Annotated in this window: 30 protein-coding genes; 17 read left to right on the top strand and 13 right to left on the bottom strand. The window is 68.1% G+C overall.

What is annotated here, in order from left to right; all coding sequences use genetic code 11:
• Positions 1-18: 18 nt before the first annotated feature.
• From JNK84_RS03920 to JNK84_RS03910, 3 genes are all read right to left on the bottom strand, one after another.
• The gene (locus JNK84_RS03920) at positions 19-984 is read right to left on the bottom strand and encodes a carbohydrate ABC transporter permease (RefSeq protein WP_293420765.1); all 966 of its coding nucleotides are present in this window, start codon (positions 982-984) and stop codon (positions 19-21) included.
• Positions 985-1,069: 85 nt separating this feature from the next.
• Positions 1,070-2,386, bottom strand: coding sequence for an ABC transporter substrate-binding protein (locus tag JNK84_RS03915; protein ID WP_293420763.1), 1,317 nt, complete (start codon positions 2,384-2,386; stop codon positions 1,070-1,072).
• 101 nt (positions 2,387-2,487) lie between these two features.
• Positions 2,488-3,552, bottom strand: a complete 1,065-nt coding sequence (locus JNK84_RS03910) for an ABC transporter ATP-binding protein (RefSeq protein WP_293420761.1) — start codon at positions 3,550-3,552, stop codon at positions 2,488-2,490.
• A 242-nt stretch (positions 3,553-3,794) separates the two neighbouring features.
• Between JNK84_RS03910 and JNK84_RS03905 the strand changes: the two genes are divergently transcribed.
• Positions 3,795-4,760: a 2-hydroxyacid dehydrogenase gene (locus JNK84_RS03905; protein WP_293420759.1), complete on the top strand. Its 966-nt coding sequence runs from the start codon at positions 3,795-3,797 to the stop codon at positions 4,758-4,760.
• A gap of 9 nt (positions 4,761-4,769) precedes the next feature.
• Here the strand turns inward: JNK84_RS03905 and JNK84_RS03900 are convergent, their stop codons facing one another.
• Complete coding sequence (locus tag JNK84_RS03900) at positions 4,770-5,219, bottom strand: NfeD family protein (RefSeq protein WP_293420757.1); 450 nt, start codon at positions 5,217-5,219, stop codon at positions 4,770-4,772.
• 1 nt (position 5,220) lies between these two features.
• Positions 5,221-6,204 carry an SPFH domain-containing protein gene (locus tag JNK84_RS03895; protein ID WP_293420755.1) on the bottom strand — a complete coding sequence of 328 codons (984 nt, stop codon included), beginning with the start codon at positions 6,202-6,204 and terminating at the stop codon, positions 5,221-5,223.
• A gap of 270 nt (positions 6,205-6,474) precedes the next feature.
• Between JNK84_RS03895 and JNK84_RS03890 the strand changes: the two genes are divergently transcribed.
• From JNK84_RS03890 to hemH, 5 genes are all read left to right on the top strand, one after another.
• Complete coding sequence (locus JNK84_RS03890; RefSeq protein WP_293420753.1) at positions 6,475-7,443, top strand: metal ABC transporter solute-binding protein, Zn/Mn family; 969 nt, start codon at positions 6,475-6,477, stop codon at positions 7,441-7,443.
• 4 nt (positions 7,444-7,447) lie between these two features.
• The gene (locus tag JNK84_RS03885) at positions 7,448-8,221 is read left to right on the top strand and encodes a metal ABC transporter ATP-binding protein (RefSeq protein ID WP_293420751.1); all 774 of its coding nucleotides are present in this window, start codon (positions 7,448-7,450) and stop codon (positions 8,219-8,221) included.
• A gap of 18 nt (positions 8,222-8,239) precedes the next feature.
• Positions 8,240-9,136, top strand: a complete 897-nt coding sequence (locus JNK84_RS03880; RefSeq protein ID WP_293420749.1) for a metal ABC transporter permease — start codon at positions 8,240-8,242, stop codon at positions 9,134-9,136.
• Positions 9,136-10,032 carry a metal ABC transporter permease gene (locus JNK84_RS03875; protein WP_293420747.1) on the top strand — a complete coding sequence of 299 codons (897 nt, stop codon included), beginning with the start codon at positions 9,136-9,138 and terminating at the stop codon, positions 10,030-10,032. Before JNK84_RS03880 ends, JNK84_RS03875 begins: the two co-directional genes overlap by 1 nt.
• A 97-nt stretch (positions 10,033-10,129) precedes the next feature.
• On the top strand, positions 10,130-11,161 hold the full coding sequence (gene hemH / locus JNK84_RS03870; protein ID WP_293420805.1) for a ferrochelatase: 1,032 nt from the start codon (positions 10,130-10,132) through the stop codon (positions 11,159-11,161).
• Between the two features lie 3 nt (positions 11,162-11,164).
• Here hemH and JNK84_RS03865 read toward each other — a convergent pair whose 3' ends face one another.
• Positions 11,165-11,521, bottom strand: coding sequence for a winged helix-turn-helix transcriptional regulator (locus JNK84_RS03865; RefSeq protein ID WP_293420745.1), 357 nt, complete (start codon positions 11,519-11,521; stop codon positions 11,165-11,167).
• Positions 11,522-11,593: 72 nt separating this feature from the next.
• Here JNK84_RS03865 and JNK84_RS03860 point away from each other — a divergent pair, with 72 nt between their 5' ends.
• Both JNK84_RS03860 and JNK84_RS03855 read left to right on the top strand, forming a co-directional pair.
• A complete protein-coding gene (locus JNK84_RS03860; RefSeq protein ID WP_293420743.1) occupies positions 11,594-11,998 on the top strand; it encodes a YybH family protein in 405 nt (134 codons plus the stop codon).
• An 85-nt stretch (positions 11,999-12,083) separates the two neighbouring features.
• Positions 12,084-12,476: a hypothetical protein gene (locus tag JNK84_RS03855; RefSeq protein WP_293420741.1), complete on the top strand. Its 393-nt coding sequence runs from the start codon at positions 12,084-12,086 to the stop codon at positions 12,474-12,476.
• A 28-nt stretch (positions 12,477-12,504) separates the two neighbouring features.
• On the opposite strand, the gene JNK84_RS03850 is transcribed toward JNK84_RS03855, so the two are convergent.
• The gene (locus JNK84_RS03850; RefSeq protein WP_293420739.1) at positions 12,505-13,737 is read right to left on the bottom strand and encodes a phenylacetate--CoA ligase family protein; all 1,233 of its coding nucleotides are present in this window, start codon (positions 13,735-13,737) and stop codon (positions 12,505-12,507) included.
• A gap of 127 nt (positions 13,738-13,864) precedes the next feature.
• A complete protein-coding gene (locus JNK84_RS03845) occupies positions 13,865-14,584 on the bottom strand; it encodes an RluA family pseudouridine synthase (RefSeq protein WP_293420737.1) in 720 nt (239 codons plus the stop codon).
• 158 nt (positions 14,585-14,742) lie between these two features.
• On the opposite strand from JNK84_RS03845, the gene ftsY reads away from it, so the two are divergent.
• Positions 14,743-15,777 carry a signal recognition particle-docking protein FtsY gene (gene ftsY / locus JNK84_RS03840; RefSeq protein WP_367272225.1) on the top strand — a complete coding sequence of 345 codons (1,035 nt, stop codon included), beginning with the start codon at positions 14,743-14,745 and terminating at the stop codon, positions 15,775-15,777.
• 6 nt (positions 15,778-15,783) lie between these two features.
• Here ftsY and JNK84_RS03835 read toward each other — a convergent pair whose 3' ends face one another.
• Positions 15,784-16,014, bottom strand: a complete 231-nt coding sequence (locus tag JNK84_RS03835) for a hypothetical protein (protein WP_293420733.1) — start codon at positions 16,012-16,014, stop codon at positions 15,784-15,786.
• 128 nt (positions 16,015-16,142) lie between these two features.
• Here JNK84_RS03835 and JNK84_RS03830 point away from each other — a divergent pair, with 128 nt between their 5' ends.
• From JNK84_RS03830 to JNK84_RS03820, 3 genes are read left to right on the top strand one after another with little or no spacing between them, the layout of a single operon-like run.
• Positions 16,143-16,394 carry a hypothetical protein gene (locus JNK84_RS03830; RefSeq protein WP_293420731.1) on the top strand — a complete coding sequence of 84 codons (252 nt, stop codon included), beginning with the start codon at positions 16,143-16,145 and terminating at the stop codon, positions 16,392-16,394.
• Between the two features lie 21 nt (positions 16,395-16,415).
• A complete protein-coding gene (locus tag JNK84_RS03825; RefSeq protein WP_293420729.1) occupies positions 16,416-16,832 on the top strand; it encodes a metallopeptidase family protein in 417 nt (138 codons plus the stop codon).
• Between the two features lie 45 nt (positions 16,833-16,877).
• Positions 16,878-17,312 carry a DUF1801 domain-containing protein gene (locus JNK84_RS03820; RefSeq protein ID WP_293420727.1) on the top strand — a complete coding sequence of 145 codons (435 nt, stop codon included), beginning with the start codon at positions 16,878-16,880 and terminating at the stop codon, positions 17,310-17,312.
• 209 nt (positions 17,313-17,521) lie between these two features.
• On the opposite strand, the gene JNK84_RS03815 is transcribed toward JNK84_RS03820, so the two are convergent.
• Both JNK84_RS03815 and JNK84_RS03810 read right to left on the bottom strand, forming a co-directional pair.
• On the bottom strand, positions 17,522-18,028 hold the full coding sequence (locus JNK84_RS03815) for a CoxG family protein (protein WP_293420725.1): 507 nt from the start codon (positions 18,026-18,028) through the stop codon (positions 17,522-17,524).
• Between the two features lie 123 nt (positions 18,029-18,151).
• A complete protein-coding gene (locus JNK84_RS03810; protein WP_293420723.1) occupies positions 18,152-19,060 on the bottom strand; it encodes a methyltransferase domain-containing protein in 909 nt (302 codons plus the stop codon).
• Between the two features lie 104 nt (positions 19,061-19,164).
• Between JNK84_RS03810 and JNK84_RS03805 the strand changes: the two genes are divergently transcribed.
• Both JNK84_RS03805 and JNK84_RS03800 read left to right on the top strand, forming a co-directional pair.
• Positions 19,165-19,998, top strand: coding sequence for a YihY/virulence factor BrkB family protein (locus JNK84_RS03805; RefSeq protein WP_293420721.1), 834 nt, complete (start codon positions 19,165-19,167; stop codon positions 19,996-19,998).
• Positions 19,999-20,028: 30 nt separating this feature from the next.
• Positions 20,029-21,051 (top strand): Gfo/Idh/MocA family protein, encoded by a 1,023-nt coding sequence (locus JNK84_RS03800; protein ID WP_293420719.1) that lies wholly within the window; start codon positions 20,029-20,031, stop codon positions 21,049-21,051.
• A gap of 21 nt (positions 21,052-21,072) precedes the next feature.
• On the opposite strand, the gene JNK84_RS03795 is transcribed toward JNK84_RS03800, so the two are convergent.
• Positions 21,073-22,308 (bottom strand): ABC transporter permease, encoded by a 1,236-nt coding sequence (locus tag JNK84_RS03795; protein ID WP_293420717.1) that lies wholly within the window; start codon positions 22,306-22,308, stop codon positions 21,073-21,075.
• A 150-nt stretch (positions 22,309-22,458) separates the two neighbouring features.
• Between JNK84_RS03795 and argJ the strand changes: the two genes are divergently transcribed.
• From argJ to JNK84_RS03780, 3 genes are all read left to right on the top strand, one after another.
• Positions 22,459-23,709, top strand: coding sequence for a bifunctional glutamate N-acetyltransferase/amino-acid acetyltransferase ArgJ (gene argJ, locus JNK84_RS03790; RefSeq protein WP_293420715.1), 1,251 nt, complete (start codon positions 22,459-22,461; stop codon positions 23,707-23,709).
• 82 nt (positions 23,710-23,791) lie between these two features.
• Positions 23,792-24,211: a (deoxy)nucleoside triphosphate pyrophosphohydrolase gene (locus JNK84_RS03785; RefSeq protein WP_293420713.1), complete on the top strand. Its 420-nt coding sequence runs from the start codon at positions 23,792-23,794 to the stop codon at positions 24,209-24,211.
• Between the two features lie 14 nt (positions 24,212-24,225).
• On the top strand, positions 24,226-24,414 hold the full coding sequence (locus JNK84_RS03780; protein WP_367272222.1) for a Flp family type IVb pilin: 189 nt from the start codon (positions 24,226-24,228) through the stop codon (positions 24,412-24,414).
• Between the two features lie 78 nt (positions 24,415-24,492).
• On the opposite strand, the gene JNK84_RS03775 is transcribed toward JNK84_RS03780, so the two are convergent.
• Entirely contained in the window at positions 24,493-25,215 is a 723-nt protein-coding gene (locus tag JNK84_RS03775; protein WP_293420711.1) for a beta-ketoacyl-ACP reductase, read from the bottom strand.
• Between the last annotated feature and the right edge of the window lie 37 nt (positions 25,216-25,252).

Here is a 25,252-nt window from a genome sequence, read left to right as displayed (position 1 = left end):
GCGGGCGAGGTGCAAACGTCAGTCATTGTTCTCTCCCTGCTGCCATTTGCGGCGCTGCAGGCCGAACCACGAGAACATGATGGCGGCGAGCAGGAAGGGCACCATGGAGATGGCGATGGCCGCGCCCTCGCCGAGGTTTCCGCCGAGGATGCCGCGCTGGTAGGACAGCGTCGCCATCAGGTGCGTGGCGTTGACCGGGCCGCCGCGGGTCATCGCCCAGATGAGCTGGAAGTCGGTGAAGGTGAACAGCACCGAGAAGGTCATGACCACCGCGATGATCGGGGTGAGCAGCGGATAGGTCACATAGCGGAAGTTCTGCCATTTCGACGCGCCGTCCAGCGTCGCGGCCTCGTAGAGCGAGGGCGACACGGTTTGCAGGCCGGCGAGCAGCGTGATGGCGATGAACGGGATACCGCGCCAGATATTGGCGAAGATCACCACGCACTGCGCGAGGAAGGGGTCACCGAGCCAGTTGATGGGCGAGCCGCGGTCGAGAATGCCGAGCTTCACCAGGCCCCAGGTGATGACCGAGAACTGGGTGTCGAAAATCCACCAGAAGGCGACGGCCGAGAGGACCGTCGGCACGATGAAGGGGATCAGCACCACCGAGCGGATGAAGGCCTTGAACGGCAGGTTGTTGTTGAGCAGCAGCGCCAGATAGAGGCCGATGGCGAACTTCACCGCCGAGGCGAAGAAGGTGAAGACGAGGGTGAAGACGAGGGCGCGCAGGAAGTCGCTGTCCTCGCTCAGCCACTCGAAATTCTCCAGCCCGACGAAGCGCCCCTCGCGACCGATGCGCGCGTCGGTGAAGCTCATCCAGAGGCCCTTGCCCAGCGGATAGACCAGGAAGAGCACCAGGAAGGCCATGGCCGGAACCATGAACCAGAAGCCGAGCCAGTTGCGGTTCACCTTGAGCTGTTGCCATGCCGAAGGCTCGCCCGGAGCGGGGGGGGCATCGGAGCGGGCGATCGCGGCGTCGGCCATGGGATTCTCCGGAAGACTGCGGGCACGGGGACGGCGAGAAGCCGTCCCCGTCCGGTCGATGCGGGCGGCAGGGCCGCCCGGTCCGTCAGCGGTAGATGCGCCGGAGCTGGCGCTCGGCCAGCCGGATCGCGCCTTCCACGTCTTCCTTGCCGGTGCAGTGGTTGGCGAAGAGATCGACCACGATGAAGTCGGCGATGGCTGTCGCGGCCTTCTCGTTGATCGGTCCCTTGTAGCCGGCCGGGAAGGAACGCTTCGCCGATTCACGGAACACGCGGGCCTTGGGATCGCGGGTCCAGACCGGGTTGGAATCGTAGGCGTTCAGCATGTGCGTGAGGTAGCCTTCGGCCGCCTCCAGCCACGGGTTGTACTGCTCGGCTTCCAGAATGAAGGCCATGAAAGCCTTGCAGGCGTTCGGGTAGCGCGAATAGGTCATGCCGAACATCGGGAAGGCGAGCTGGATTTCCGCCGGCCTGCCGAGCGGGCCGGTCGGCCAGAAGGCGTGATCCATGTCGGCCGCGATCTCGCGCTGCTTGGCGTCCTGCGAGATTTTCGCGGCGGCGTAGATCGAGATGCCGTTGGCCGTCAGCGAGATTTCGCCCGAGAGGAAGGCGCGGTTGTTGTTGGAGTCGTTCCACGCCGCCGTGCCCGGGATGAAGGTTTCGTAGAGCTGCTTGGCATAGGTCAGCGCCGCGCGGGTCTCGGCCGAGTTGATGGTGATCTTTTCCTGCTCGTCGACCTGGGCCGCGCCGTGAGACCAGAGCAGCCAGTGGGCGAAGGCATTGCCGTCGCCAGTGGCGCGGCCGAGCGGGAAGCCGATCGGCGTGCCCTTGGCCTTCAGCGCCTTGGCCATTTCGAGGAAGCCCTTGGTCTCGGTCGGAACCTCGTTGAAGCCGGCCGCCTTGAGCATGGAGATGCGGTAGTTGATGTAGCCGCCATTGACCGCGACGGGGATCGAGATCCACTTGCCGCCGGTCTTGCCGTAGGCCTCGGCGAGCGGCACCCAGCCGCCATACTTCTTGCCGAGATAGTCGGCGACGTCGGAGACATCGAGGCACTTCTGGGGAAAGAGGTGCGGCACCGAATAGAGCGACCAGATGAGGTCAGGCCCGGTGCCGGTATTGGCGGCGACGGAAGCCTTGGGCTGGACGTCGTCGAAGCTCTCGCTCGACACGTTGACGCGCACGCCGGTCGCCTGGGTGAAGGCGGCGACCATCTTGTTGAACTGGGCGTCCTCGGCCTCGACGAAGCGGCGCCAGCGCAGGAGGCTGATCTGGGCGCCCTGCTCGGGGCGGAATGGCGAGGCCTGCGCCCAGGCGCGGGCCCAGTCGGTGAGGCCGGAACCGGCGATGGCGCCGGCGGCGGCGGCGCTCTTGACGAGCGAGCGGCGGGTGATCGAAGTCATGGTCGGTTTCCTCCCGATGGACGCCGGAGCCCGTCTCGTGCGGGCCTTGCCGGAATGGACAGGGCGGGTTTCGTCCCGCGGTTTATGTTGGCAGCCGGCGATCAGTGCCGGGCGATGGTCTGGCCGGACGCCTCGTCGAACAGATGCGTGACGCGCCGGTCGGTGCCGAGGCGGATGCGGTCGCCGGGCTTGAAATCGTGGCGCTCGCGGAACACGGCGATGACATCCTGGCCGCCGAGTCGGGCGACGACCTGAATCTCGGAACCTGTCGGCTCGACGACGATCACCTCGGCCTCGGCGCCGGCCTCGTTGTCGATGAGGAAGTGCTCGGGACGGATGCCGTAGACGGCCGGGCGGTCGGCGGAGCCGGCGGGAGCCGTGCCGAGCGGCAGGCGGGCGCCGCCCTCCATGACGAAACTCTGGCCGTCGATCCTGCCGCGCAGGAAGTTCATGGCGGGCGAGCCGATGAAACCGGCGACGAACATGTTGACGGGGTTGTCGTAGAGGTCGAGCGGCGCGCCCATCTGCTCGACGACGCCGTCGTGCATGACGACGATCTTGTCGGCCATGGTCATGGCCTCGATCTGGTCGTGGGTGACATAGACCGTGGTGGTCTTCAGCCGCTGGTGCAGTTCCTTGATCTCGGTGCGCATGGCGACGCGCAGCTTGGCGTCGAGGTTGGACAGCGGCTCGTCGAACAGGAAGACCTGCGGGTCGCGGACGATGGCGCGGCCCATGGCGACGCGCTGGCGCTGGCCGCCGGACAGCTGGCGCGGGAAGCGCTCGAGCAGGGCGCCGAGATTGAGGATCTCGGCCGCGCGGCGGACCTTGGCGTCGATGTCGGCCTTCGGCGCGTTCCGGAGCTTCAGCGAGAAGCCCATGTTGTCGGCGACCGTCATGTGCGGATAGAGCGCGTAGTTCTGGAACACCATGGCGATGTCCCGTTCCTTCGGCGGCACGTTGTTGACGACGCGCGAGCCGATGGCGATCTCGCCGCCGGTGATGTTCTCGAGCCCCGCGATCATGCGCAGAAGCGTCGACTTGCCGCAGCCGGACGGGCCGACCAGCACGACGAACTCGCCATCCGCGATGGGAACCGACACACCGTGGATGATCGCGGTCGAGCCAAACGATTTCCGGACGTCGCGGATGTCCACCGATGCCATGCTGATCCTCCCGTGGGTCCGCAGACCCGAAACCCGCCAGTGGCCCTTGACCCGGGCTCTGCGATCCGATCCGGTGTGCCCGGACACGGCTGGCGCGCTTTGACGCAGGCAGTGTGGCCACGCGAAAAATCGAAATCAAGCCTCGTTCGGGCTTGGCGGCTTAGAAATTTAATCGTTTGAAGTTTGCCCGATTCCGCTGATTTTGGGATGGTGCAGGCGGCAGAGCGCGAGGGGAGCGACAGATGGTGAAGCCGGACCTGCTGATGACCGGGCCGATGATGGCGATGATCCAGGAGCAGCTCGCCCAGCGCTTCACGGTCCACAAGCTGTGGGAGGCCGCCGACAAGGAAGCCTTCCTGCGCCAGCTCGCGCCGAGCGTCGTCGCCTTCGCCTCGGGCAGCCACGTGCCCTGCGACCCCGCGCTGATGGGTCGTTTTCCGGGCCTCAAGATCGTGTCGAGCTTCGGCGTCGGCTACGACCATGTCGATGCCGCCTGGGCCGGCCAGAACGGCATCGTCGTCACCAACACGCCGGATGTGCTGAACGAGGAGGTCGCCGACACCGCGCTCGGCCTGCTGCTCTGCACGATGCGCCAGTTCCCGCAGACCGACCGCTATCTGCGCGCCGGCAAGTGGCTGGAAAAGCCCTATCCGCTGACCACGACGCTGCGCGACCGCAAGGTCGGCATTCTCGGCCTCGGCCGCATCGGCAAGGCCATCGCCAAGCGCCTCGAAGCCTTCGGCCTGCCGGTGGTCTATCATGGCCGCAGCGAGCAGAAGGACGTGGCCTACCGCTACTACCCCTCGCTGGTGGAGATGGCGAAGGACGTCAACGTGCTGATGATCGTCGCGCCGGGCGGAGCCTCGACCAACAAGATCGTCAACAGGGAAGTGCTCGACGCGCTCGGCGCCGATGGCGTCGTCATCAATGTCGGCCGCGGCTCGGTGATCGACGAGGCGGCGCTGATCGAGGCGCTGAAGACGAAGACCATCCTGTCAGCCGGCCTCGATGTGTTCGAGGACGAACCGAAAGTGCCGGCCGAGCTGATCGCCATGGATCACATCGTGCTGTTCCCGCATGTCGGCTCGGCCTCGGTCCATACCCGCAACGGCATGGCCCAGCTCGTGGTCGACAACCTCGTCTCGTGGGCGGACGGCAAGGGGCCGCTGACGCCCGTCGCCGAGACGCCCTGGCCGGCGCGGGGGTGAGCGGCGCTCCTAAGCCGCCTCGACCACCAGCGTCGCGCCGTCGAGGCCACGCACCCTGACGCGCGTGCCGGACGACAGGTCCGGGCCGGAGACGGCCCAGACGCTGTCCGCGACGCGGATACGTCCGCGCCCGGCCTGGATCGGCTCGTCCAGCACGAATTCGCGGCCGATCATGGCCTCGGGCCGGCGGTTGAGATCGGGACGGTCGCTGGCCGAGCCGTTGCTCGCCTTCATGACCTTGAACCAGCCGTAAAGGCTGATCAGCGAGAAGGCGGCGAAGACCGCGAGCTGGATCTGCCAGACGGCATCGACCATCAGGAAGATCACGCCGGTGAGCGCGGCGGCGAGGCCGAGCCAGATCAGGAAATAGCCGGGCGCCAGAATCTCGGCGGCCATCAGCACGGCCGCCAGTGCGATCCAGGCCCACGCCCCCCACGAGGCGATGGTCGCGACGATCATGTCAGCCTCCCGAGGTCGGCACGCTGCCGCCCCGGCCGACGGGCCGGGCCGGGGCCTGCGGATCGCTGCCGAATGCCTGCTTGGCGATCTCGCCGATACCGGAGAGCGAGCCGAGGATCTGCGTCGTCTCGACGGGCAGGATCAGCGTCTTCTGGTTGGGCGAGCGGGCCAGCGCCTCCAGCGCCTTCAGGTATTTCTCGGCGACGAAGTAGTTGATCGACAGCGCGTTGCCGCCGGCGACCGCCACGGACAGCATTTCGGTCGCCTTGGCCTCGGCCTGCGCCTGCCGCTCGCGCGCCTCGGCGTCGCGGAAGGCGGCTTCCTTGCGACCCTCGGCCTCCAGGATCTGCGACTGCTTCTCGCCCTCTGCTTTCAGGATTTCCGACTGGCGCTGGCCCTCGGCCTCGAGGATGACCGCGCGCTTCTCGCGCTCGGCCTTCATCTGGCGCGCCATGGCGGCGACGAGGTCGTTGGGCGGCGCGATGTCCTTGATCTCGATGCGGTTGACCTTGACGCCCCAGGGCGAGGCCGCGTGATCGACGACGCGCAGTAGGCTCTCGTTGATCTGGTCGCGGTTGGACAGCAGCGCGTCGAGGTCCATCGAGCCCATGACGGTGCGGATATTGGTCATGGCGAGATTCATCAGCGACTGGTCGAGCCGGGTGATCTCGTAGGAGGCGCGGGCGGGATCGAGAACCTGGAAGAAGACCACGCCGTCGACGGTCACCTTGGCATTGTCCTTGGTGATGACCTCCTGGCTGGGGACGTCCAGCATCTGCTCCATGACGTTCACCTTGTGACCGATCCGGTCGATGAACGGCACGATCAGCGACAGGCCGGGGGGGAGCGTGCGCACGTAGCGGCCGAACCGCTCGACGGTCCACTGATAGCCCTGCGGCACGGTCTTGATGCCGGCGAACAGGAACAGGATGACGAGGATCACGAGGCCGATGAGGGCGATGTCGCTGCCGATGAACGGGAACATGAAGTCTCTCCGGTGAGACGGCGAGCCTAGTCCGGCCGGGGCCGGGGCTCAATGAGGCGCAGGCGCGTGCCGCGCCCGACGGGCAGGCGCGATGCGGCATGCTCAGGTCAACAGATGGAGATTGCGCCGCCGTGACGCACGGGGCGCGCACCTGTTTCCGGGGGAGCTGCGCCGCGATGCCACAGGCGGCTTGACAGGACGCTGGACTGGCCTCACGTTATTGCAAATGACTTGCAACAGCGCTTCAGCCCAGACTGGAAACCACGCCCGATGAGCCAAGGTCCGACCCGTCGAATGGTTCTCGGCGCAGCCGCCGTGGCGGCGCTGCCGGTGCCCGTGCTGGCGCAGGGCGCGCAGCCGCTCAATATCGTCGCGACAACCTCGATGCTGGCCGACACCGTGAAGATGCTCGCGGGGGCGCAGGTGCGCGTCGAAGCGCTGATGGGGGAAGGCGTCGATCCGCACCTCTACCGCCCGACCCGCGCCGACATCGTGAAGATGACCCAGGCCGATCTGGTCATCGCCCACGGGCTCAACCTCGAAGCGCAGTTCCGCGAGACCTTCACCCAGCTCGCGCGCCGCCGGCCGGCCGTGCTTGCCGCCGAGGCGATCCCGAAGGAGCAGCTGCTCAAGGACGACGAGGTGCCCGACAAGCCCGACCCGCATGTCTGGATGGACCCGAAACTGTGGGCCGTGGTGGTGCGCTCGGTCGCGCTCGCGCTGGTCGGGGTCAACGTGCCGAACCGGCGCAAGGTGACGCCCGATCTCGAGCCGACGCTCGCCAAGGTGGAGGCGCTCGGCGTCTATGCCGGCGAGGTGCTGTCGAGCGTGCCGGCCGAGCGGCGCGTGCTGGTGACCGCGCACGATGCCTTCAACTACATGGCGCGCGCCCATAATCTCGAGGTGCACGGCATCCAGGGCATTTCCACCGAAAGCGAAGCCGGCCTCAAGGCCATCGAGGCGACGGTCGAGCTGGTGGTGTCGCGCAAGATTCCCGCCGTCTTCGTCGAGAGTTCCGTCTCGGACCGCAACATCCGCGCGGTGATCGAGGGCGCGGCGCGTCGCGGCCATCAGGTGAAGATCGGCGCCGAGCTGTTCTCCGATGCCATGGGCAAGCCCGGCAGCTACGAGGGCACCTATGTCGGCATGATCGACCACAATGTCACGGCCATCGCGCGGGCGCTGGGCGGCAGCGCGCCCGAAAAGGGCATGTCGGGCCGGCTGGCCCATACCGGCTGACGGAATGACCATGCTTGCGCGCACGCCCCCCGACGCCATGCCAGCAGCGCCCCGCGCGCATGTGCGCGACCGGCTGGTGGTGGAGGGTCTGTCGGTTTCCTACCGCGGCGTTCCGGCGCTCGTCGACGTGACCTGGACCGCGCCGGCGACCGGACTGACGGCCATCGTCGGCCCGAACGGCGCGGGCAAGTCGACGCTGATCAAGGCGATCCTCGGCCTCGTGCCCTCCACCGGCCGCGTCACGGTCGGCGGACGGCCGTTCGACGAAGCGCGCGACGTCACGGCCTACGTGCCGCAGCGCGCTTCGGTCGATTGGGATTTTCCGGCCACCGCGCTCGACGTGGTGCTTCAGGGCATGGTGCGCGAGACCGGCTGGTTTCGCGCCTACGGCAAGGCCCGCCGCGACCGGGCGCTCTCCCTCCTTGATCGGGTGGGCCTTGCCGACCTTTCCGGCCGCCAGATCGGCCAGATGTCCGGCGGCCAGCAGCAGCGCGTGTTCCTGGCGCGCGGGCTGGCGCGTGACGCCCGCATCCTGTTTCTCGACGAGCCGCTGGCCGGCGTCGACGCCGCTTCCGAACGCATCATTCTCGATGTCTTCGATGCGCTGGAGCGCGACGGCCGCCTGGTCATCTGCGTCCATCACGACCTCGGCACGGTGGCCGAGCGCTTCCGCGACGTGCTGGTGCTGAACAAGAAGGTCATCGCCGCCGGCCCCACCGGAGAAGCCTTCACGCCGCAGGTGCTCGCCCGCGCCTATGGCGTGCCCCTGGCCGTCTGAGGCCATGGCGTTCTGATCATGGACCGTTTCCTCGCCGATCTCCTGCGCGTTCTCGCCTTCGATGCCGGCTTCAACACCTCCGTAGTGATGCTGGGCTCGGCCGCGCTCGGCTGCGCGGCGGGCGCCGCCGGCACCTTCGCCATGCTGCGCGGCCGCACGCTGGTCTCCGACGCCGTGGCGCATGCGACGCTGCCCGGCATCGCGGCCGCCTTCCTCGTCGCGGCGCTGATCGGCCGGCAGCCGCGCGAGGCCGGCTGGCTGATGGGCGGCGCTGGTATCGCGGCCTTCCTGTCGCTCGCCGCCATCGAATGGCTCGGACGCAAACCGAAGGTCGGGCCCGATACGGCGACGGCGGCGGTGCTCGCCTGCGGCTTCGGGCTTGGGCTCGCGCTGATGTCGCTGGTGCAGACGCTGACGGTCGGTCGGCAGGCGGGGCTGGAGACGCTGCTGTTCGGCTCGGCCGCCGGCATGCTGCCGGGCGAGGCCTATGCCATGGCGGCGCTCGCCGTGCTGGTTCTGCTGGTGATCGGAATGGTGCTGAAGGAGCTCTCGGCGGTTGCCTTCGATCCCGATTTCGCTGTCACGACCGGCCTGCCGGTGGCGCGGCTCGACGCGCTGGTCGCGCTGGTCTGCGCGGTGGTGGTGGTCGCGGCCCTGCCGATCGCCGGCTTCGTGCTGGCCGTCGCGCTGGTGGTGATCCCGCCGGCCGCCGCCCGCTTCTGGTCCGACCGGGCGGGCGTGGTCGTGAGTGTCGCGGCGGCCATTGGTGCTGCCTCCGCCTTCTCCGGCGCAGCGCTGTCGGCGGTTCTCTCGGACACGCCGACCGGGCCAGCCATCGTCCTCGTGGCGGCGGCGATCTTCACGGCGAGCCTGCTGTTCGGCCGCGCGCGCGGCCTCGTCGCGGGGCGCGTCTGATGGGCGAGTTCTGGACCGTCGATTTCGTGCCGCTCACCGCCGCGAGCCTTGCAGCGCTCGCCTGCGCGCTCGTCGGCAACCTTCTCATTCTCACCCGCCGCGCCATGGCGGCCGACGCTCTCAGCCATTCGGTCGTGCCGGGCGTGGTCGTGGCGGTGGCGCTGACCGGACTGACCGGCAGCGTCGTGGTGCTGGCCGGCGGCCTCATCGCGGCCTTCGCGGCAAGCGGGCTCGTCGCCTTCCTGACCCGCGTCGGACGGGTCGAGCCGGGCGCGGCGCTCGGCATCGTCTTCACCTCGTTCTTCGCCTTCGGCATCCTGATGCTGGAATGGACGGGCCTCTCGCATACCGGCTTCGACATTCACCACGTCGTCACCGGCTATCTCGAGGGGCTGATCTGGGTGACCGGCGAGGGGGCCGAGAACCTGTCGCTCTTCCAGAAGCTCGCCACCCTGCCGCAGGTGGTGTCGGAACTGGCATTGGTGCTGGTGCTGGTCTCGGCCATCCTGTTCGCCTTCCGCAAGGAACTGGCGCTGCTCGCCTTCGACCCGGTCTTCGCGCGGGCCACCGGCCTGCCGGTCGGGCTTCTGGAGGCGGCGCTTCTCACCGCCACGGCGCTCGCCTGCACCGCTGCCTTCAAGTCGGTCGGCGTGGTCCTCGCGGTGGCGATGATCGTCTGCCCGCCGGCCACCGCGCGCCTCTTGACCACGCGGCTGTCGCAGCAATTCGCGCTTTCGGCCGTCATCGCCCTCGGCTCGGTGCTGGTCGGCTATGTCGCGGCGGTCGCCGGCCCCGGCCTGTTCGGCTCGCCGCTGGCGTTGAACGCCGCAGGCACGATCGGCGCGACCGCCGGCCTCGCTCTGGTCGCGGCGGCGGCGCTGAGGGCGCGCGCCTGATTCAGGGCAAATCCGGCCTGCCGCGGCGGTCTATCACCTTTCAAAGGTTCCAGTTCGGGCGTATCACCCCGGTCGACGACGATCGCGCGAGTGAATGATGCGAGAAATGAGGCTCCCCCCCGGCCACGTCCCGGTGAAATCCGGCAAGGTCGGCATCCTGCTGATGAACCTCGGCACGCCCGACGGCACCGACTACTGGTCGATGCGCCGCTACCTCAAGGAGTTCCTGTCCGACCGCCGCGTCATCGAGACGCCGCGCGCGATCTGGTGGCCGCTGCTCAACCTGATCATCCTGCAGCGCCGCCCGCAGAAGAAGGGCCGCGATTACGCGACCATCTGGAACCGCGAGAAGGATGAGAGCTTCCTCAAGACCATCACCCGCAATCAGGCGGAGAAGCTCGCCGAGGCGATGAAGGCCGTGAGCCGCGATATCGTCGTCGACTGGGCGATGCGCTACGGCAATCCCGCCATCAAGCCGGCGGTGCAGCGCCTGCTGGACCAGGGCTGCGACCGCATCCTCGCCTTCTCGCTCTATCCGCAATATGCGGCCGCGACGGTGGCCACCGCCAACGACCACCTGTTCCGCGCGCTGATGGAGATGCGCTGGCAGCCGACCATCCGCATCGCGCCGCCCTATCAGGACGAGCCGGCCTATATCGACGCGCTGGCGACCCAGATCCGCGAGCACCTCGCGAGTCTCGACTACGAGCCGGAGGTGATCCTCGCCTCGTTCCACGGCGTGCCGGAAAAATACGTGCAGGCCGGCGATCCCTATTACTGCCACTGCCACAAGACCTGGCGGTTGCTGCGCGAGAAGCTCGGCATGAGCGAGGAGAAGCTCGTGATGACCTTCCAGTCGCGTTTCGGGCCGGACGAGTGGATCAAGCCCTATACCGACAAGACGGTGGAGGCGCTGGCCAAGAAGGGCGTGAAGTCCATGGCGATCATTGCGCCGGGCTTCTCGGCGGACTGCCTCGAAACGCTGGAAGAGCTCGACGGCGAGAACCGCCACATTTTCGAGGGCAATGGCGGCGAGAAATTCACCTACATCCCCTGCCTCAACGACAGCGACCTCGGCATGGGCGTGATCCGCGCCGTGGCGGAGCGGGAGCTGAAGGGCTGGGTGTGAGCTTCAGTGGGGCGGCTCGCCCGCACGCGCCCATAGTTCCAGGCGATCGAGAATGGCGACGAGGTCTCGTCCGCGCGCCGTCAGTTCATACGAGACGCCGCGCGGATAGCCGCGCAGGTCCCTGCGCGCGATCAGGCCGCGTCCTTCGAGCCCCGTCAGCCGTTCGGCCAGCACTTTCGGCGTGATGCCCGGCAGGTCGCGCATCAACGCGCCATGACGCTTCGGGCCGGCCTTGAGGTGCCAAAGCGCCAGCGCATTCCAGCGATGGCCGAGAAAGGCCAGCCAGTCCTCCACCGGGCAGTCGGCGGCGCGGCGCGGCGAGGGCTCGTCAAGGCCGCGCAGTGCGAGCAGTGCGTCCATCGGCGGTCCTTCCCGTTTGGATAGCTGCTGATCCATGTGGTCTGTGCCTGTCGCCCCAGCAAGGAGACGACAATGTTCGCAGTCACCATGCCCGATGCGATGAACGAGACATTCGCGCGGGCCTTCAACAGCCGCAGCATCGACAATCTTCTGGCGCTCTACGAGCCCGAAGCGATCCTGAAAACGGATGCCAGTGATCGCGTCGCGGCGGGCCGCGCCGCCATCCGCGATGCGCTGGCGCAGCTTCTCGCCGCGCCGGGCACGATGCGATCGGTTAACGCCTTCTGTCTCGTCCACGGCGACATCGCGCTTCTGCGCGCCGACTGGAACCTGAGCGACGGCGGCAGGCTGATCGCATCGGGCAGTTCGGCCGAGATCGTGCGCCGCCAGCCCGACGGGAGGTGGCTCTACCTGATCGACCATGCGGTGGGCGCGAGCACGGAAGCCATGGCAGAGCCCGCCGCGACGAAATACTGACGGCGCCCGCGCGGGTCCCTATGGAAATGGCGGGCGGCGAGACGGGCTGCCCGCCCAACCATCGGTCTCATCACTGGCATTCGACATGAAAAATCTCATCCTCGTCCACGCGCCGCGCGTGCTGCTCGGCCTGCTGTTCCTGGTCAGCGCCGTGGACGGCTTCTGGTTCATCTTCACCGGCAATCACCTCATCCACCCGCCGACCTCGGACAAGGGCAAGCAGTTCGAACTGGCGCTGCAGGCGTCGGGCTTCTTCTGGCCGTTCCTGAAGGCGATCAATCTCGCCGGCGCGCTGAGCCTTCTCTTCAACATCGCGCCGGCCTTCGGCCTTGCCCTGATCGCGCCGGTCATGGCGACGATCGTGCTGTTCCACGCCTTCCTCAATCCGCAGGGCCTGCCGGTCGCCGGCATCCTCGTGGTGCTGGGGCTGATGCTGGTCTGGGCCTGGCGCGACCGCTACGCCGCGATGTTCCGCTGATGGCGCGAGGCGGCCCGTCGCGGCCGCCTCAGCCGACCGGCCGGGTGTCCTCGATGACCTTGCCATCGTTCGGCAGCGAGCCGGGCTTCACGGCCTCGACCGCACCCTTCAGTTTCATGATCGCCTGAAGGGTTTCGCCCACTTCCTGCGTGAAGCCGCCGGCGCGCGAGCGCGTCTCGGCCTTCAGCACCATGGTATCGGCCTCGCCGTTGCGCGAGACGACGAGGCGCGCCTTGCCGATCTCGGGATGGCGCTTCAGCACCTCGGCCACCTGCTCGGGCCGGACGAACATGCCCTTGACCTTGGCGGTCTGGTCGGCGCGGCCCATCCAGCCCTTGATGCGCGTGTTGGTGCGCCCGCAAGGCGAGGGGCCGGCCATCACCGCCGTCAGGTCGCCGACCGCGAAACGGATCAGCGGATGGTGGGTGTCGAGCACGGTGATCACCACCTCGCCGACCTCGCCGGCCGGCACCGGATCACCCGTGCCCGGCCGCACCACTTCGAGGATGATGTCCTCGTTCAGCACCAGACCCTCGCGCGCCTCGGTCTCGTAGGCGATGACGCCGCATTCGGCGACGGCATAGGTCTGGTAGGCATCGACGCCGCGGCCGGCGATCTCCTTCTGGAGCGAGGCGGGAAAGGCCGCGCCACCGACCAGCGCCTTCTGGAGCGACGAGGCGTCGCGACCCTTCTCCTTGGCGGCGTCGAGCAGGATCTTCAGGAAGTCCGGCACGCCGGAATAGGCGTTCGGGCGGTAGGCCTCGATCAGGTCGAGCTGCGCGTCGGTATTGCCGGGGCCGGCGGGAATGACCGCGCAGCCGACCGAGCGCGCCCCGGAATCGAAACACCAGGCGCCGGGGGTCAGATGGTAGGAGAAGGTGTTCAGCACGATATCGCCGCGCCGGAAGCCGGCGGCGGTCATCGCGCGGGCGACGCGCCAGACATCCTGGCCGATCGGCTCCGGCTCGAAGATCGGACCCGGCGACATGAACAGCCGGCCGAACGAGCCGGTCTTGCCGGGCATGAGGCCGCCGAACGGCAGGTTCGCCTTCTGCAGGGCGGGCAGGTCGGACTTGCGCTGGATGGGCAGGCTGGCCAACGCCTCGCGCGTGTTGATCGCGCGCGGGTCGATCTTGCCGAGGTGCCGCTTCCAGGCCGGCACTTTCATGACCGCCGCCAGCACCGGCGGCAGGCGTTTCATCAGATCGCGCTCGCGCGCCTGAGGCTCGCGCGTTTCGCGCTTGTCGTGATGCCCAGCCATGGTTGTCTCCCTCTGAGCCGATTATCCGATCCGCGAGGTGAGACTCCAAGCCCGTCTTAGGTCCGAAGGAACACGGAGGCGGGCGGAAGCACTTTTCGCCCACCCGACCCCGATACCGCAATCTGTTTCAGGACGGATCACCGCCGGTCCAACCGCAGGCCGCGAGCGCGACGCGCATGTGATCGGGCGGTGGCGCCTCGGCGCGGATGGGTGGTCGCTTCGGGTCGTAGGGCAGGCTGATCGCGCGCGCCATCAGATGCAGGCCGGGGCCGCCGTGGCGCGGCGCCGTGCCGTAGATCGTGTCGCCGAGGATCGGAAACCCCGAGGCCTGGCAATGCAGGCGGAGCTGATGGGTGCGCCCGGTCACGGGTTCGAGCGCCAGCCATGTCCGTCCCCCGGCCTGCCCCAGCACCCGATAGCGCGTCAGCGCCGGCTGGCCCTTCGGGTCCACCTTCATCCACCAGCCGCGCTTCGGGTCGCGTGGGCTCATGGCGAGGTCGATCTCGCCTTCGTCAATCGCCGGGCCGCCCTCGACCACGGCCCAGTAGGTCTTGTCCACCTGATTGGCCTTGAACAGCTTGCCGAGCCGTTCCAGCGCGCGGCGATGGCGGCCGAGAACGAGGCAGCCGGCCGTATCCTTGTCGAGCCGGTGGGCGAGCTCGGGATCGCGCGGCAGGCCGAAGCGCAACGCCGAGAGATGGTCGGACAGGTTCTCGCCGCCGCCCGGCCCCTTGTGGACGGGCAGACCGGCGGGCTTGTTGAGGATCAGCACGCTGGCGTCGCGGTGGATCAGCCTGACGATGAGGCCGAGCGGATCGGGCGGGAGAGGATGGTCTGGCGATGTCATCGCCGTCCTTCTACGCCAGCTTGTCCCCGGGCGGGAGCCTGCCCGCGACCGGGCACCCTCGCGGCGATGCCTAGCCAATCCGGTCCATCCGGCCTACATGGCGCATGTTGCGACAATCGCAATTGTCAGCCCATCGCCCTCGTGAGAACCGCCTGCCCATGACCGACCAGCCGAAGCCCGACGAGCCGAAACGGCCCGGTTTCTTCAAGCGGCTGTTCGGGCATGAGGAACAGGCGACGCCCGTTGCGGCCGAAGCCGCGCCCGCCGCGCCGAAGAAGAAGTGGTGGCAGCGCCTGAAGGAGGGGCTTTCCCGCACCTCGTCGAAGCTCGGCACCGGCGTCACCGACCTGTTCACCAAGCGCAAGCTCGACCATTCCACGCTGGAGGAGCTGGAGGATCTGCTGATCCAGGCCGATCTCGGCGTCGACACGGCCGCGCGCATCGCCGGCGCGCTGGGGCAGGGGCGCTTCGGCAAGGACATCTCGCCGGAGGAGGTACGCACCATCCTCGCCGACGAGATCGAGGCGATCCTGTCGCCGGTGGCACGGCCGCTGGCGATCGAGGGCGCCAGTCCCTTCGTCATCATGGTCGTCGGCGTCAACGGCGCCGGCAAGACCACGACCATCGGCAAGCTGGCGCAGAAATACCGCGCCGAGGGCCGCTCCGTGCTGCTCGCCGCCGGCGATACGTTCCGCGCCGCCGCCATCGATCAGTTGAAGATCTGGGGCGAGCGCACCGGCTCTCCGGTCGTCGCGCGGCCGCAGGGGTCGGATTCATCGGGCCTTGCCTTCGATGCGGTGAAACAGGCGCAGGAGGAGGCGCGGGACATCGTCATCCTCGACACGGCCGGCCGGCTGCAGAACAAGGGCGAACTGATGGCCGAGCTCGAAAAGGTCGTGCGCGTCATGCGCAAGGTCGATGCGACCGCGCCCCATGCGGTGCTGCTGGTGCTGGATGCCACGACCGGCCAGAACGCGCTGACGCAGGTCGAGGCCTTCGGCAAGACCGCCGGCGTCACGGGCCTCGTCATGACCAAGCTCGACGGCACCGCGCGCGGCGGCATCCTGGTCGCGGTGGCGGCCAAGACCGGACTGCCGGTTCACTTCATCGGGGTGGGCGAAGGCGTCGACGATCTGGAGCCCTTCGCGGCGCGCGACTTCGCGCGGGCCATCGTCGGGCTTGAGGAAGCCTGAGACCGGTCAGCGACAGCGGCGCTCGGCCACCCGGCAATGGCGAGCGCGGTGGCGCTCGGCAGGCGCGGAACGGGCATGGGGCGCGGGCTGGAAGTAGAAAGTCTCGGGCGTCACGACCGGGCGATAGACGACCGGGCGGTCATGACCGAACCAGCCGAACCAGAACGGCGTCGCGACCGCCTCGCCCGTGGGCAGCGCGAGCGTCAGAAGGGCGGCGGCGGCCAGCGTGCGGGTCATCGCGATACTCCGGTACAGGCCGCCATCCTTGCAGGTTATGGTGACCAATCGGTTGACGGCCGGCGGCCCGCGCGGCTGCGACGGCGGCGGGCCTGACGCCGGGCACGCAAATCGCCTAAGGTCGCGCCATGAATGGACGTGACAACCGATCCGAGGACGACCGGCGGCGGCAGGACGAGGCCGAAAGCGCGCTTCGCCGTGTGCATCAGGATTCCGCGCCGATTCTGGATTCCGCGATGCGCCGCGGCGCGGATTTCTTCGCGGCGCGCGGCGAGAGCACGGACCCGGCGGAGATCTGGGGCAAGCGCGTCGGCCGCATCCTGTCGGTCGCGGTTGGGCTCGGCTGCCTGATCTATCTCTACCTCACCTATCTGCGCTGAAGCGCGATCGCCGAGTGCTCCATGCCCGTCACCAACGACGACCTCGCCGCCCTCAAGGCGCCCGATCTCGACGCCTTCGAGGCCATTGCGCACAAGGCCTATGAGGGTCTGCCGGCGGATTTCCGCGCGCTCTGCAAGGACCTCGTCATCCGGGTCGAGGATTTTCCGACGGAGGAGGTGCTGAAGGAGATGGAGGCGGAGACCGATTTCGATCTGCTCGGCCTGTTCCAGGGCATCGGCATGCCGTTCCAGTCGGTGCAGTCGTCGGGAACCATGCCCAACATGATCTGGCTCTACCGCCGGCCGATCCTCGACTACTGGGCGGAGCACGACGAGACGCTGGGCGCGGTCATCGCCCACGTGCTCATCCATGAGATCGGCCACCATTTCGGCCTGTCGGATGATGACATGGAAGCGATCGAGCGACGGGCAGACTAAGGCCGCCTATCCGTCGGGAAGGCGATCGGCATCAAGGGAGCCAGCATGGCCGGGAAGACCAAGGCTGCGCAGGGAGAGGGGCCGGTGCTTCTCTCCGGCGGCAATCCGCAGATCGCCAAGGGCTACGGCGACGAGCCGGTGCAGGCCTATATCGCGGCCATGCCGGGTTGGAAGCGGGATATCGGGCAGCGCCTCGATACGCTGATCACGCAGGCGGTGCCGGACGTGCGCAAGGCAGTGAAATGGAACTCGCCGCTCTATGGCGTGGAGGAGGGGCGCTGGTTCCTCGGCATCCACTGCCTGACCAAATATGTGAAAGTGGCGTTCTTCCGGGGCGCGGAGCTGCAACCGGCGCCGCCCGTCGCCTCGAAACAGGCCCATGTGCGCTACTTCCACATCCACGAGGGCGACGCGCCGGACGAGGCGCGGATCATCGACTGGGTGCGGCAGGCGAGCCGCCTGCCGGGCGAGAAGATGTAGCCTGCAAGGCATTCCGTCGCCCCGGCCAGCAACGGCGGTGGCAGGTTTGCACTTCGTCATGCCCGGCCTTGTGCCGGGCAGCCGCGACTTGCCTTTGTCGCGGTGTATTCAAGTCGTGGATGGCCGGGCCAGGCCCGGCCATGATGGGGAGGTAGCGCATTCGCCGCAGCGGGCCGGCGTCCAGCGTTCCGGCGTTGCCGAAAGCCCCATCACCCCTTCTTGCCGAACTTCCACCACTTCTTCTTTTCCTCCGGCATCTCGGTGCCGGGAGGCGGCGGAGCGACGACCTTGCCGAAGCTCTCGAAGAACTCGCCCGCGAGCTTCTTCGCCGTGGCGTCGATCAGGCGCGAGCCAAGCTGGGCGATCTTGCCGGAGATCTGGCTCTTCACGTCGTAGGCGAGGATGGTGACGTCGTCGCTTTCGGACGTGAGTTTCACGGTCGCGCCGCCCTTGGCCATGCCGGCGACGCCGCCATTGCCCTCGCCCGAGATCGTGTAGCCGTTCGGCGGGTCGATATCGGAGAGCGTGACATTGCCGGAAAAGCTCGCCTTCACCGGGCCGATCTTCAGCACGGCCTTGGCGGCGAAGCCATTGTCGCCGACGCGCTCCATGCTCTGGCAGCCGGGAATGCACTGTTTCAGCACGTCGGGATCGTTGAGGGCCGCCCAGACCACCTCGCGCGGGGCCTCGATGCGCTGCGTGCCGGTCATGTCCATGGAAGCGTTTCCCGAGAATGCGGAGATTGGAATGGAAAGAGACTAGAGCATGATCCCGAAAACTGGGAACCGGTTTTCGGCGTGATGCCCGACCTGTGTCCGCGCCGCGCCCTGTCGAGCCGGTCACGAGCCCGACGGCTTCTCGCCGGTGGAGAGTTCGACGGCCTTCAGGGCATCGGCGAGGCGCGCCTTGGCGGAGCCTGGCTTCAGCGGCTGCTGCTGGCTTTCGTGCGGCGCCCAGCCGGACAGGGTGACGATCTGGAACGTCGCGCGGATGCGCCCGTCAGGATCGGCGAAGCGCTCGTGGTAGATCGCCGCCATGCGCAGCAGCGTCGCGCGCTTCAGCGGCCGGCGGATGCGGTCGGCAAGCGGGTTGGTCGCGCCCATGGCGCGGAGGTCGCGCATCAGCGCGAAGACGTCCGCATAGCGCACGGTGAGCCGGTCGGAATCGGTGACCGGCAGGGCGAAGCCGGCGCGCTGCAACAGTCCGCCTATGTCGCGGACATCGGCGAAGGGGGCGACGCGCGGCGACAGGCCGCCGTCCACCTCGCTCTCGGCCTCGGCGAAGGACTGGCGGAGCTCGGTGAGCGTGTCGCCGCCGAGCATGGCGGCGAGGAACAGGCCGTCCGGCTTCAGGGCGCGGCGGACCTGCACGAAGACGCCGGGCAGGTCGTCGACCAGTTGCAGCGCAAGGCCGGAGACGACGAGGTCGAGGCTGCCGGCCGCGAAGGGCAGCATGTCGGCATGGGCGGCGACGACAGGCGCGGCGCGCCTGGCGGCAAGGGCCGGCACAACTTCGGTGCCGATGGCCATCGGCCGGCCGCGTGCGGCGAGCGCCGCGCGGATGGCGTCCGTGGGCGAGCCGAGGTCGACAATGGCGCGGAAGTCGCGCTGGACGAGATCCAGCCGATCGGCGAGATCCTCCGCCACGTGGCGCAGCAGGAAGTCGGCGGGTTCGGTGCGCGCCGCCCGCAGGCGTCGCAGCCCCATCAGCTCCCGGTCGAAATGGCGCGGCGCGGTCATGGCCCGCATATGGCGGCTCCGGCCCCATGCGTCAAACCGGCCATTCCGTGGAACGCTTGCAGGCTTGCGTCGTTTCCCGCAACAGTCGCGGCGGGCAGATCGGAAGGGATTTCATGCTGAAGGCAGCGCGCGTCGCCTGGGAGGCGACCGAACAGTTCCTTGCCGACGATGGCTGGGCGATCGCCAGCCATATCGCCCTCAACGGGCTGATGTCGCTGTTTCCCTTCCTGATCGTCGTGACCGCGCTCGGCGGGTTTCTCGGCTCGAAATCCTATGCCGACGAGGTGACGCGCATCCTGCTTGAGGCCTGGCCGGAGGTGGTGGCGCGCCCCATCGCGCACGAAATCCAAACGGTGCTGACCACGTTCCGCACCGACCTTTTGACCGTCGGCGTCTTCCTGGCGGTCTATTTCGCCTCCAACGGGATCGAGGCGCTGCGCACCGCGCTCAACCGCGCCTACGAGGTGAAGGAGATGCGCTGGTGGTATGTCTGCCGCATCGAATCCATCGCCTATGTGGTGATCGGCGCGGCCGCCCTGCTTCTCGTTTCCGTGCTGGTGGTGTTCGGCCCGCTGATCTGGGCGACGGCGGTCAGGCTGGTGCCCTGGCTCGCGCCCTTCGGCTGGGTCGTGCTGTTCGCGCGCGTGATCATCGCCTCGGTGGTGATCGCCATCGCGCTGACCATCGTCCATCTGTTCCTGCCGGCGGGCCGGCGGCGGTTTCAGGACGTGCTGCCGGGGATCGTCGTCACCATGCTGCTCTGGCTGATCGGCGGCACGCTGTTCGGCAGCTATCTCGCGAGCTTCGCGCAGAACTACGTCAACACCTATGCGGGCCTTGCCTCGGTCATGGTGGCGCTGGTCTTCCTCTACTACACGGCCGCCATCTTCGTGTGGGGCGGTGAGCTTAACGCCGCGATCTGGCGGGCGCAGGGCAAGATCATCTAGGCCGGCACGGCGCAGGGAAGGACCAATGCGATGAACGATCTGGCATCCCGCCCGCTGCGCCTGGGCATTCTCGGCGCGGCCAATATTGCCCGCGCCTTCACGAGCGGCGTGGCGACCTCGAAGATCGTCAGCGTCGCGGCGGTGGCGAGCCGCGATGCCGGCAAGGGCGAGGTCTTCGCGCGGGAGTGCGGCATTCCCCGCTCGGTCGGTTCCTACGAGGCCCTGCTCGCCGATCCCGACATCGACGCGATCTACAATCCGCTGCCGAATTCGCTGCACGCGGAATGGTCGATCCGCGCGCTGGAAGCCGGCAAGCACGTGCTGTGCGAGAAGCCGCTGGCGATGAACGTCGGCGAGGTCAGGGCGATGTTCGCCGCTGCGGCCAAGGCGGGCCGGCATCTGGTCGAGGCCTATCCCTATCGCGCCCAGCCACAGACGCTGAAGCTGCGGGAGCTGCTGGCCGAGGGCGCCATCGGCAAGGTCAGGCTGATCCGGTCGAGCTTCGGCGTCGCCTTTTCCGATCCCGCCAATATCCGCCTGATCCCGGATGTCGGCGGCGGCTCCCTGCTCGATGCCGGCAGCTATGCGGTGAGCCTCGCGCTGCTTGCCGCCGGCGAGCGGCCGGCGCGCGTCCATGCCATGGCCGCGTGGGGCGAGACGGGCGTCGATCTCAGCGTGGCCGCGACGCTCACCTTTCCGAGCGGCATTCTGGCGCAGGTGTCGAGCAGCTTCGCGACGGCGTTTCATCGGCATGCGCTGATCGCTGGCGATGCCGGCTGGATCGAGACAACCTATCTCAATCATCCGCCGATGGGCGGCCCGCCGATCCTCAATATCCGGCGCGGCACGACGCTCGGCATCCCGGTCGAGACCATCGAGGTGGCGGGAGGCAACGGCTTCCTCGCCGAAGCCGAATCGTTCCGGGACATGATTTTGGAGGGCCCCTCGCGCTGGACGGGCGCCACGCCGGAACAGTCGGTCGATATCGCCCTGACGCTGGATGCTATCGCCAGGAGCGCCCGTTCGGGAGCGACGGTCGATCTGGCGGACTGACCCTGGCGGGGCGCGTCCTGCCTACACCGTCCGGAGCGCGGTGATCGGGTCGAGCAGGCTGGCGCGCTTCGCCGGATACCAGCCGAAGAAGACACCGATCAGGCCGGAGAACAGCACCGCGCCGATCACCGCCTGAGGCTCCACCAGCAGCGGCCAGCCGAGACGGGTGGAAATGGCCAGCGCCGCGCCGAGCCCGGTGGCGATGCCGACAATGCCGCCGATGGCCGCGAGCGAGGTCGCCTCGATCAGGAACTGGCGCATGACATCGCGGCGGCGCGCGCCGACCGCGAGCCGGAGGCCGATCTCGCGGGTGCGCTCGGTGACGCTGACCAGCATGATGTTCATGATGCCGATGCCGCCGACCGCCAGCGAGATGGCAGCGACCGCCGCCAGCAGCAGCGACAGGGTGGTGGCGGCGCCGGCCGCCGTGTTGGCGATCTCGGTGAGGTTGCGGATCTGGAAGTCGTCCTCCTGCCCCGGCTGGAGGCGGTGGCGCTGGCGCAGCAACTGGCGCATCTCGTCCTCCGCCTGCGCCATGCTCTCGCCCTCGCGCACCTTCACGTGAATGACGCCGACCGCGCGGGCATTGGCGCGGTTGACGCCGAGCAGGCGCTGGCGGGCGGCGGCCAGCGGCACGAAGCTGGTATCGTCCTGATCCTGCCCGATCATCGACTGGCCCTTGGCGTCCATGACGCCGATGACGCGGAACGGCACGGCGCGGATGCGGACCGTCTCGCCGATGGGATCGACGCCCTCGCCGAACAGGTTGCGGGCGACGGTCTGGCCGAGGATGACGACCTGCAAGCCGCGCTGGATCTCCTCCGGCTCGAACAGGCGGCCGGTGGCGTTGGTCCATTCGCGCGCCTCGAACCAGCCGAGATCGACGCCGACGACCTCGGTGAACCAGTTGTTGCCGCCGGCGACCAGCTGGGTGCGCGTGCGGCTGTTGGGCGCGGTGACCTGCACCGAGGGGACTTCCGCCTCGATGGCGCGGGCATCGTCCTCGGTCAGCGAGGAGGAGGCGCCGAGACCGAGGCGCACGCCGCCCTGCGTGACATTGCCCGGCAGGACGATGAACAGGTTGGCGCCGAGCGACTTGACCTGGCTCAGCACGCGCTCGCGCGCGCCGCCGCCGATGGCGACCATGGCGATGACCGCCGCGACGCCGATCACCATGCCGAGCATGGTCAGCGCCGAGCGCAGCTTGTGCGCGCGTAAGGCCGAGAGGGCCTCGCGGATGGCTTCGAGCATGCTCATGGTGGCATCATAGCATTTGCCGGCGCGGTTGCGCATGAAAGCTTGGTAATCGGCCGGGCAATGCCGCCCCATGCATCGCCGCCGCTTCCCGTCACACGGGCGTTCGGCTAAGGGCTTAGCAAAGCCGACCCGAGGAACGCCGAGAAAGCCATGGCCAAGTTCGTCCCGCCCGTCTCCCCGCTCGCGCCGAAAAAGGTGCCGACCCTGCCGCCGATCGACGGCGTGACCATGGCCACCGCCGAGGCGGGCATCCGCTACAAGGGTCGTACCGACGTGCTGGCCATCGGCCTCGCCAAGGGCACGACGGTCGCGGGCGTCTTCACCCGCTCGAAATGCCCCTCCGCGCCGGTCGACTGGTGCCGGGCCAATCTCGCCGGCGGCAAGGCGCGCGCGCTGGTGGTCAATTCCGGCAATGCCAATGCCTTCACAGGCAAGAAGGGCCGCGACGCCGTGGCGCTGACCGCGAAGATCGCGGCCAAGGCGGCGGGCTGCAAACAGTCGGAAGTCTTCCTCGCCTCGACCGGCGTGATCGGCGAGCCGCTGGACGCCACCAAATACGAGGGCGTGCTGGACGCGACCTTCTCCGCCGGAAAATCGAGCGGCTGGCTCGATGCCGCCAAGGCGATCATGACCACCGACACGTTCCCGAAGGTCGCGACCGCCACGGCGAAGCTCGGCGAGGCGACCGTCACGATCAACGGCATGGCCAAGGGCGCCGGCATGATCGCGCCGGATATGGCGACCATGCTGTCCTTCGTCTTCACCGATGCGCCGATCGCCGCCGAGGCGTTGCAGGCGCTGCTGTCGAAGGGCGTCAAGACGACGTTCAACACGGTGACGGTCGACAGCGATACCTCGACCTCCGACACGCTGATGCTGTTCGCCACCGGCACGGCCGAGAAGCTCGGCGCGCCGGTTATCGAGAAGGCGGCCGACCGCCGGCTCGCCGGGTTCAGACAAGCGCTGGACGCGGTGCTGGCGGACCTTGCCGAGCAGGTCGCGCGCGACGGCGAGGGCGCGCGCAAGCTCGTCCATGTCGTGGTCAAGGGCGCCGTGTCGAACGCCTCGGCGTTCAAGGTCGCCAAGTCCATTGCCGATTCCCCGCTGGTGAAGACCGCCGTCGCCGGCGAGGACGCCAATTGGGGCCGTGTCGTCATGGCGGTCGGCAAGGCTGGCGAGCCGGCCGAGCGCGACCGGTTGTCGATCTCCTTCGGCGATGTCCGCGTCGCCCACGAGGGCGAGCGCGACCCCGCCTATGACGAGAAGGCGGCCAGCGCGGTTATGAAAAAGGATGTCATTGTCATCACCGCCGATCTCGGCCTGGGCAAGGGCACGGCCAAGGTCATGACCTGCGACCTGACGAAGGACTACGTCGCCATCAATGGCGACTACCGCTCCTGAACCCAATCGTTACGGCGCATGACTGCGTTGTGACTATCGCCCGCCATAAACGTTAACTTCTGGCCGCTACAAGGATGGTGCCATGACCGTGAAGCTCGTCTTCGTGGCGGCTTGCGCGCTGGTCGATCCGGACAACCGGATCCTCCTCGCCGAGCGCCCCGCCGGCAAGCCGCTCGCGGGTCTTTGGGAGTTTCCCGGCGGCAAGGTCGAGCCGGGGGAGAGGCCGGAGGAGACCCTGATCCGTGAGCTTCGCGAGGAGCTCGGGATCGCGGTCGAGGAACCCTGCCTCGCCCCGCTGACATTCGCCAGCCACGCCTACGAGACCTTCCAGCTGTTCATGCCGCTGTGGGTCTGCCGGAGGTGGGAGGGAAGCGTCCAGAGCCTCGAAGGTCAAAGGCTCGCCTGGGTGAAGCCCGGGCGGCTGAGGGACTACCCGATGCCGCCCGCCGACGAGCCCCTCATTCCCTTCCTCACCGAGCTGCTCGGCGAGGCGCGCGACTGACAGGAGAGGCCAGGATGGCTTTCAGCTTTCGCAGGATGAAGGCCATTGGATGCCGTTTCGCCGCCGATGCGAGCGGGGCGACGGCAGTCGAATATTCGATGCTCGCCGCCGGTGTCGCAGGGGCGGTGATGGTTGCTGTCTACACACTGGGCGGGACGGTCGAGACGAATTTCTACGGCAAGCTTGTCGGTAACTGGAAATAGGTTCGCCGCTTCCAGCAGAGCGCAACGAAAAGGCCGGGCGTCAGCCCGGCCTTTCGCTTTGTCAGCGCCGTCTCTCGCTCAGGCGAGGTACTGGCCGCCATTGATCGTCAGGGTCGAGCCGGTGATGAAGCCGCCCTCGTCGGAGGCGAGGAACAGCACCGCGCGGGCGATCTCGCCGGCCTCGCCGAGCCGGCCGACCGGGATCTGCCCGATGATCGCCTCGCGCACTTTCTCGGGAACCGCCATCACCATGTCGGTGGCGATGTAGCCGGGGCAGATGGCGTTGACCGTGATGCCGGCCTTCGCGCCCTCCTGCGCCAGCGCCTTGGTGAAACCGAGGTCGCCGGCCTTGGCGGCGGAATAGTTCGCCTGGCCCATCTGGCCCTTCTGGCCGTTGATCGAGGAGATCGTGATGACGCGGCCGAACTTGCGGTCGCGCATGCCGGTCCAGAGCGGATGCGTCATGTTGAAGACGCCGGAGAGATTGGTGTCGATGACTTCCTTCCACTGGGCAGGGGTCATCTTGTGGAACATGGCGTCGCGGGTGATGCCGGCATTGTTGACCAGCACGTCGACCGGGCCGAGCTCGGCTTCAACCTTGGCGATGCCGGCGGCGCAGGCCTCGTAGTCGGCGACCGACCACTTGAAGACCGGGATGCCGGTCTCGGCCTTGAAGGCGGCGGCGGCCTCGTCATTGCCGGCATAATTGGCGGCAACCTTGTAGCCGGCTGCCTTCAGCGCCTTCGAGATCGCCGCGCCGATGCCGCGCGAGCCTCCCGTGACCAATGCGACCCGTGACATGCAGTTCCTCCCTTGGGGTTTCCTCTGGATAGACGAT

It is taken from the genome of Phreatobacter sp. (assembly GCF_016793595.1).
Taxonomy (GTDB): Bacteria; Pseudomonadota; Alphaproteobacteria; order Rhizobiales; family Phreatobacteraceae; genus Phreatobacter.
Note: the sequence above shows the minus strand (reverse complement) of the source record. Positions and strands in the feature narration are given on the sequence as shown.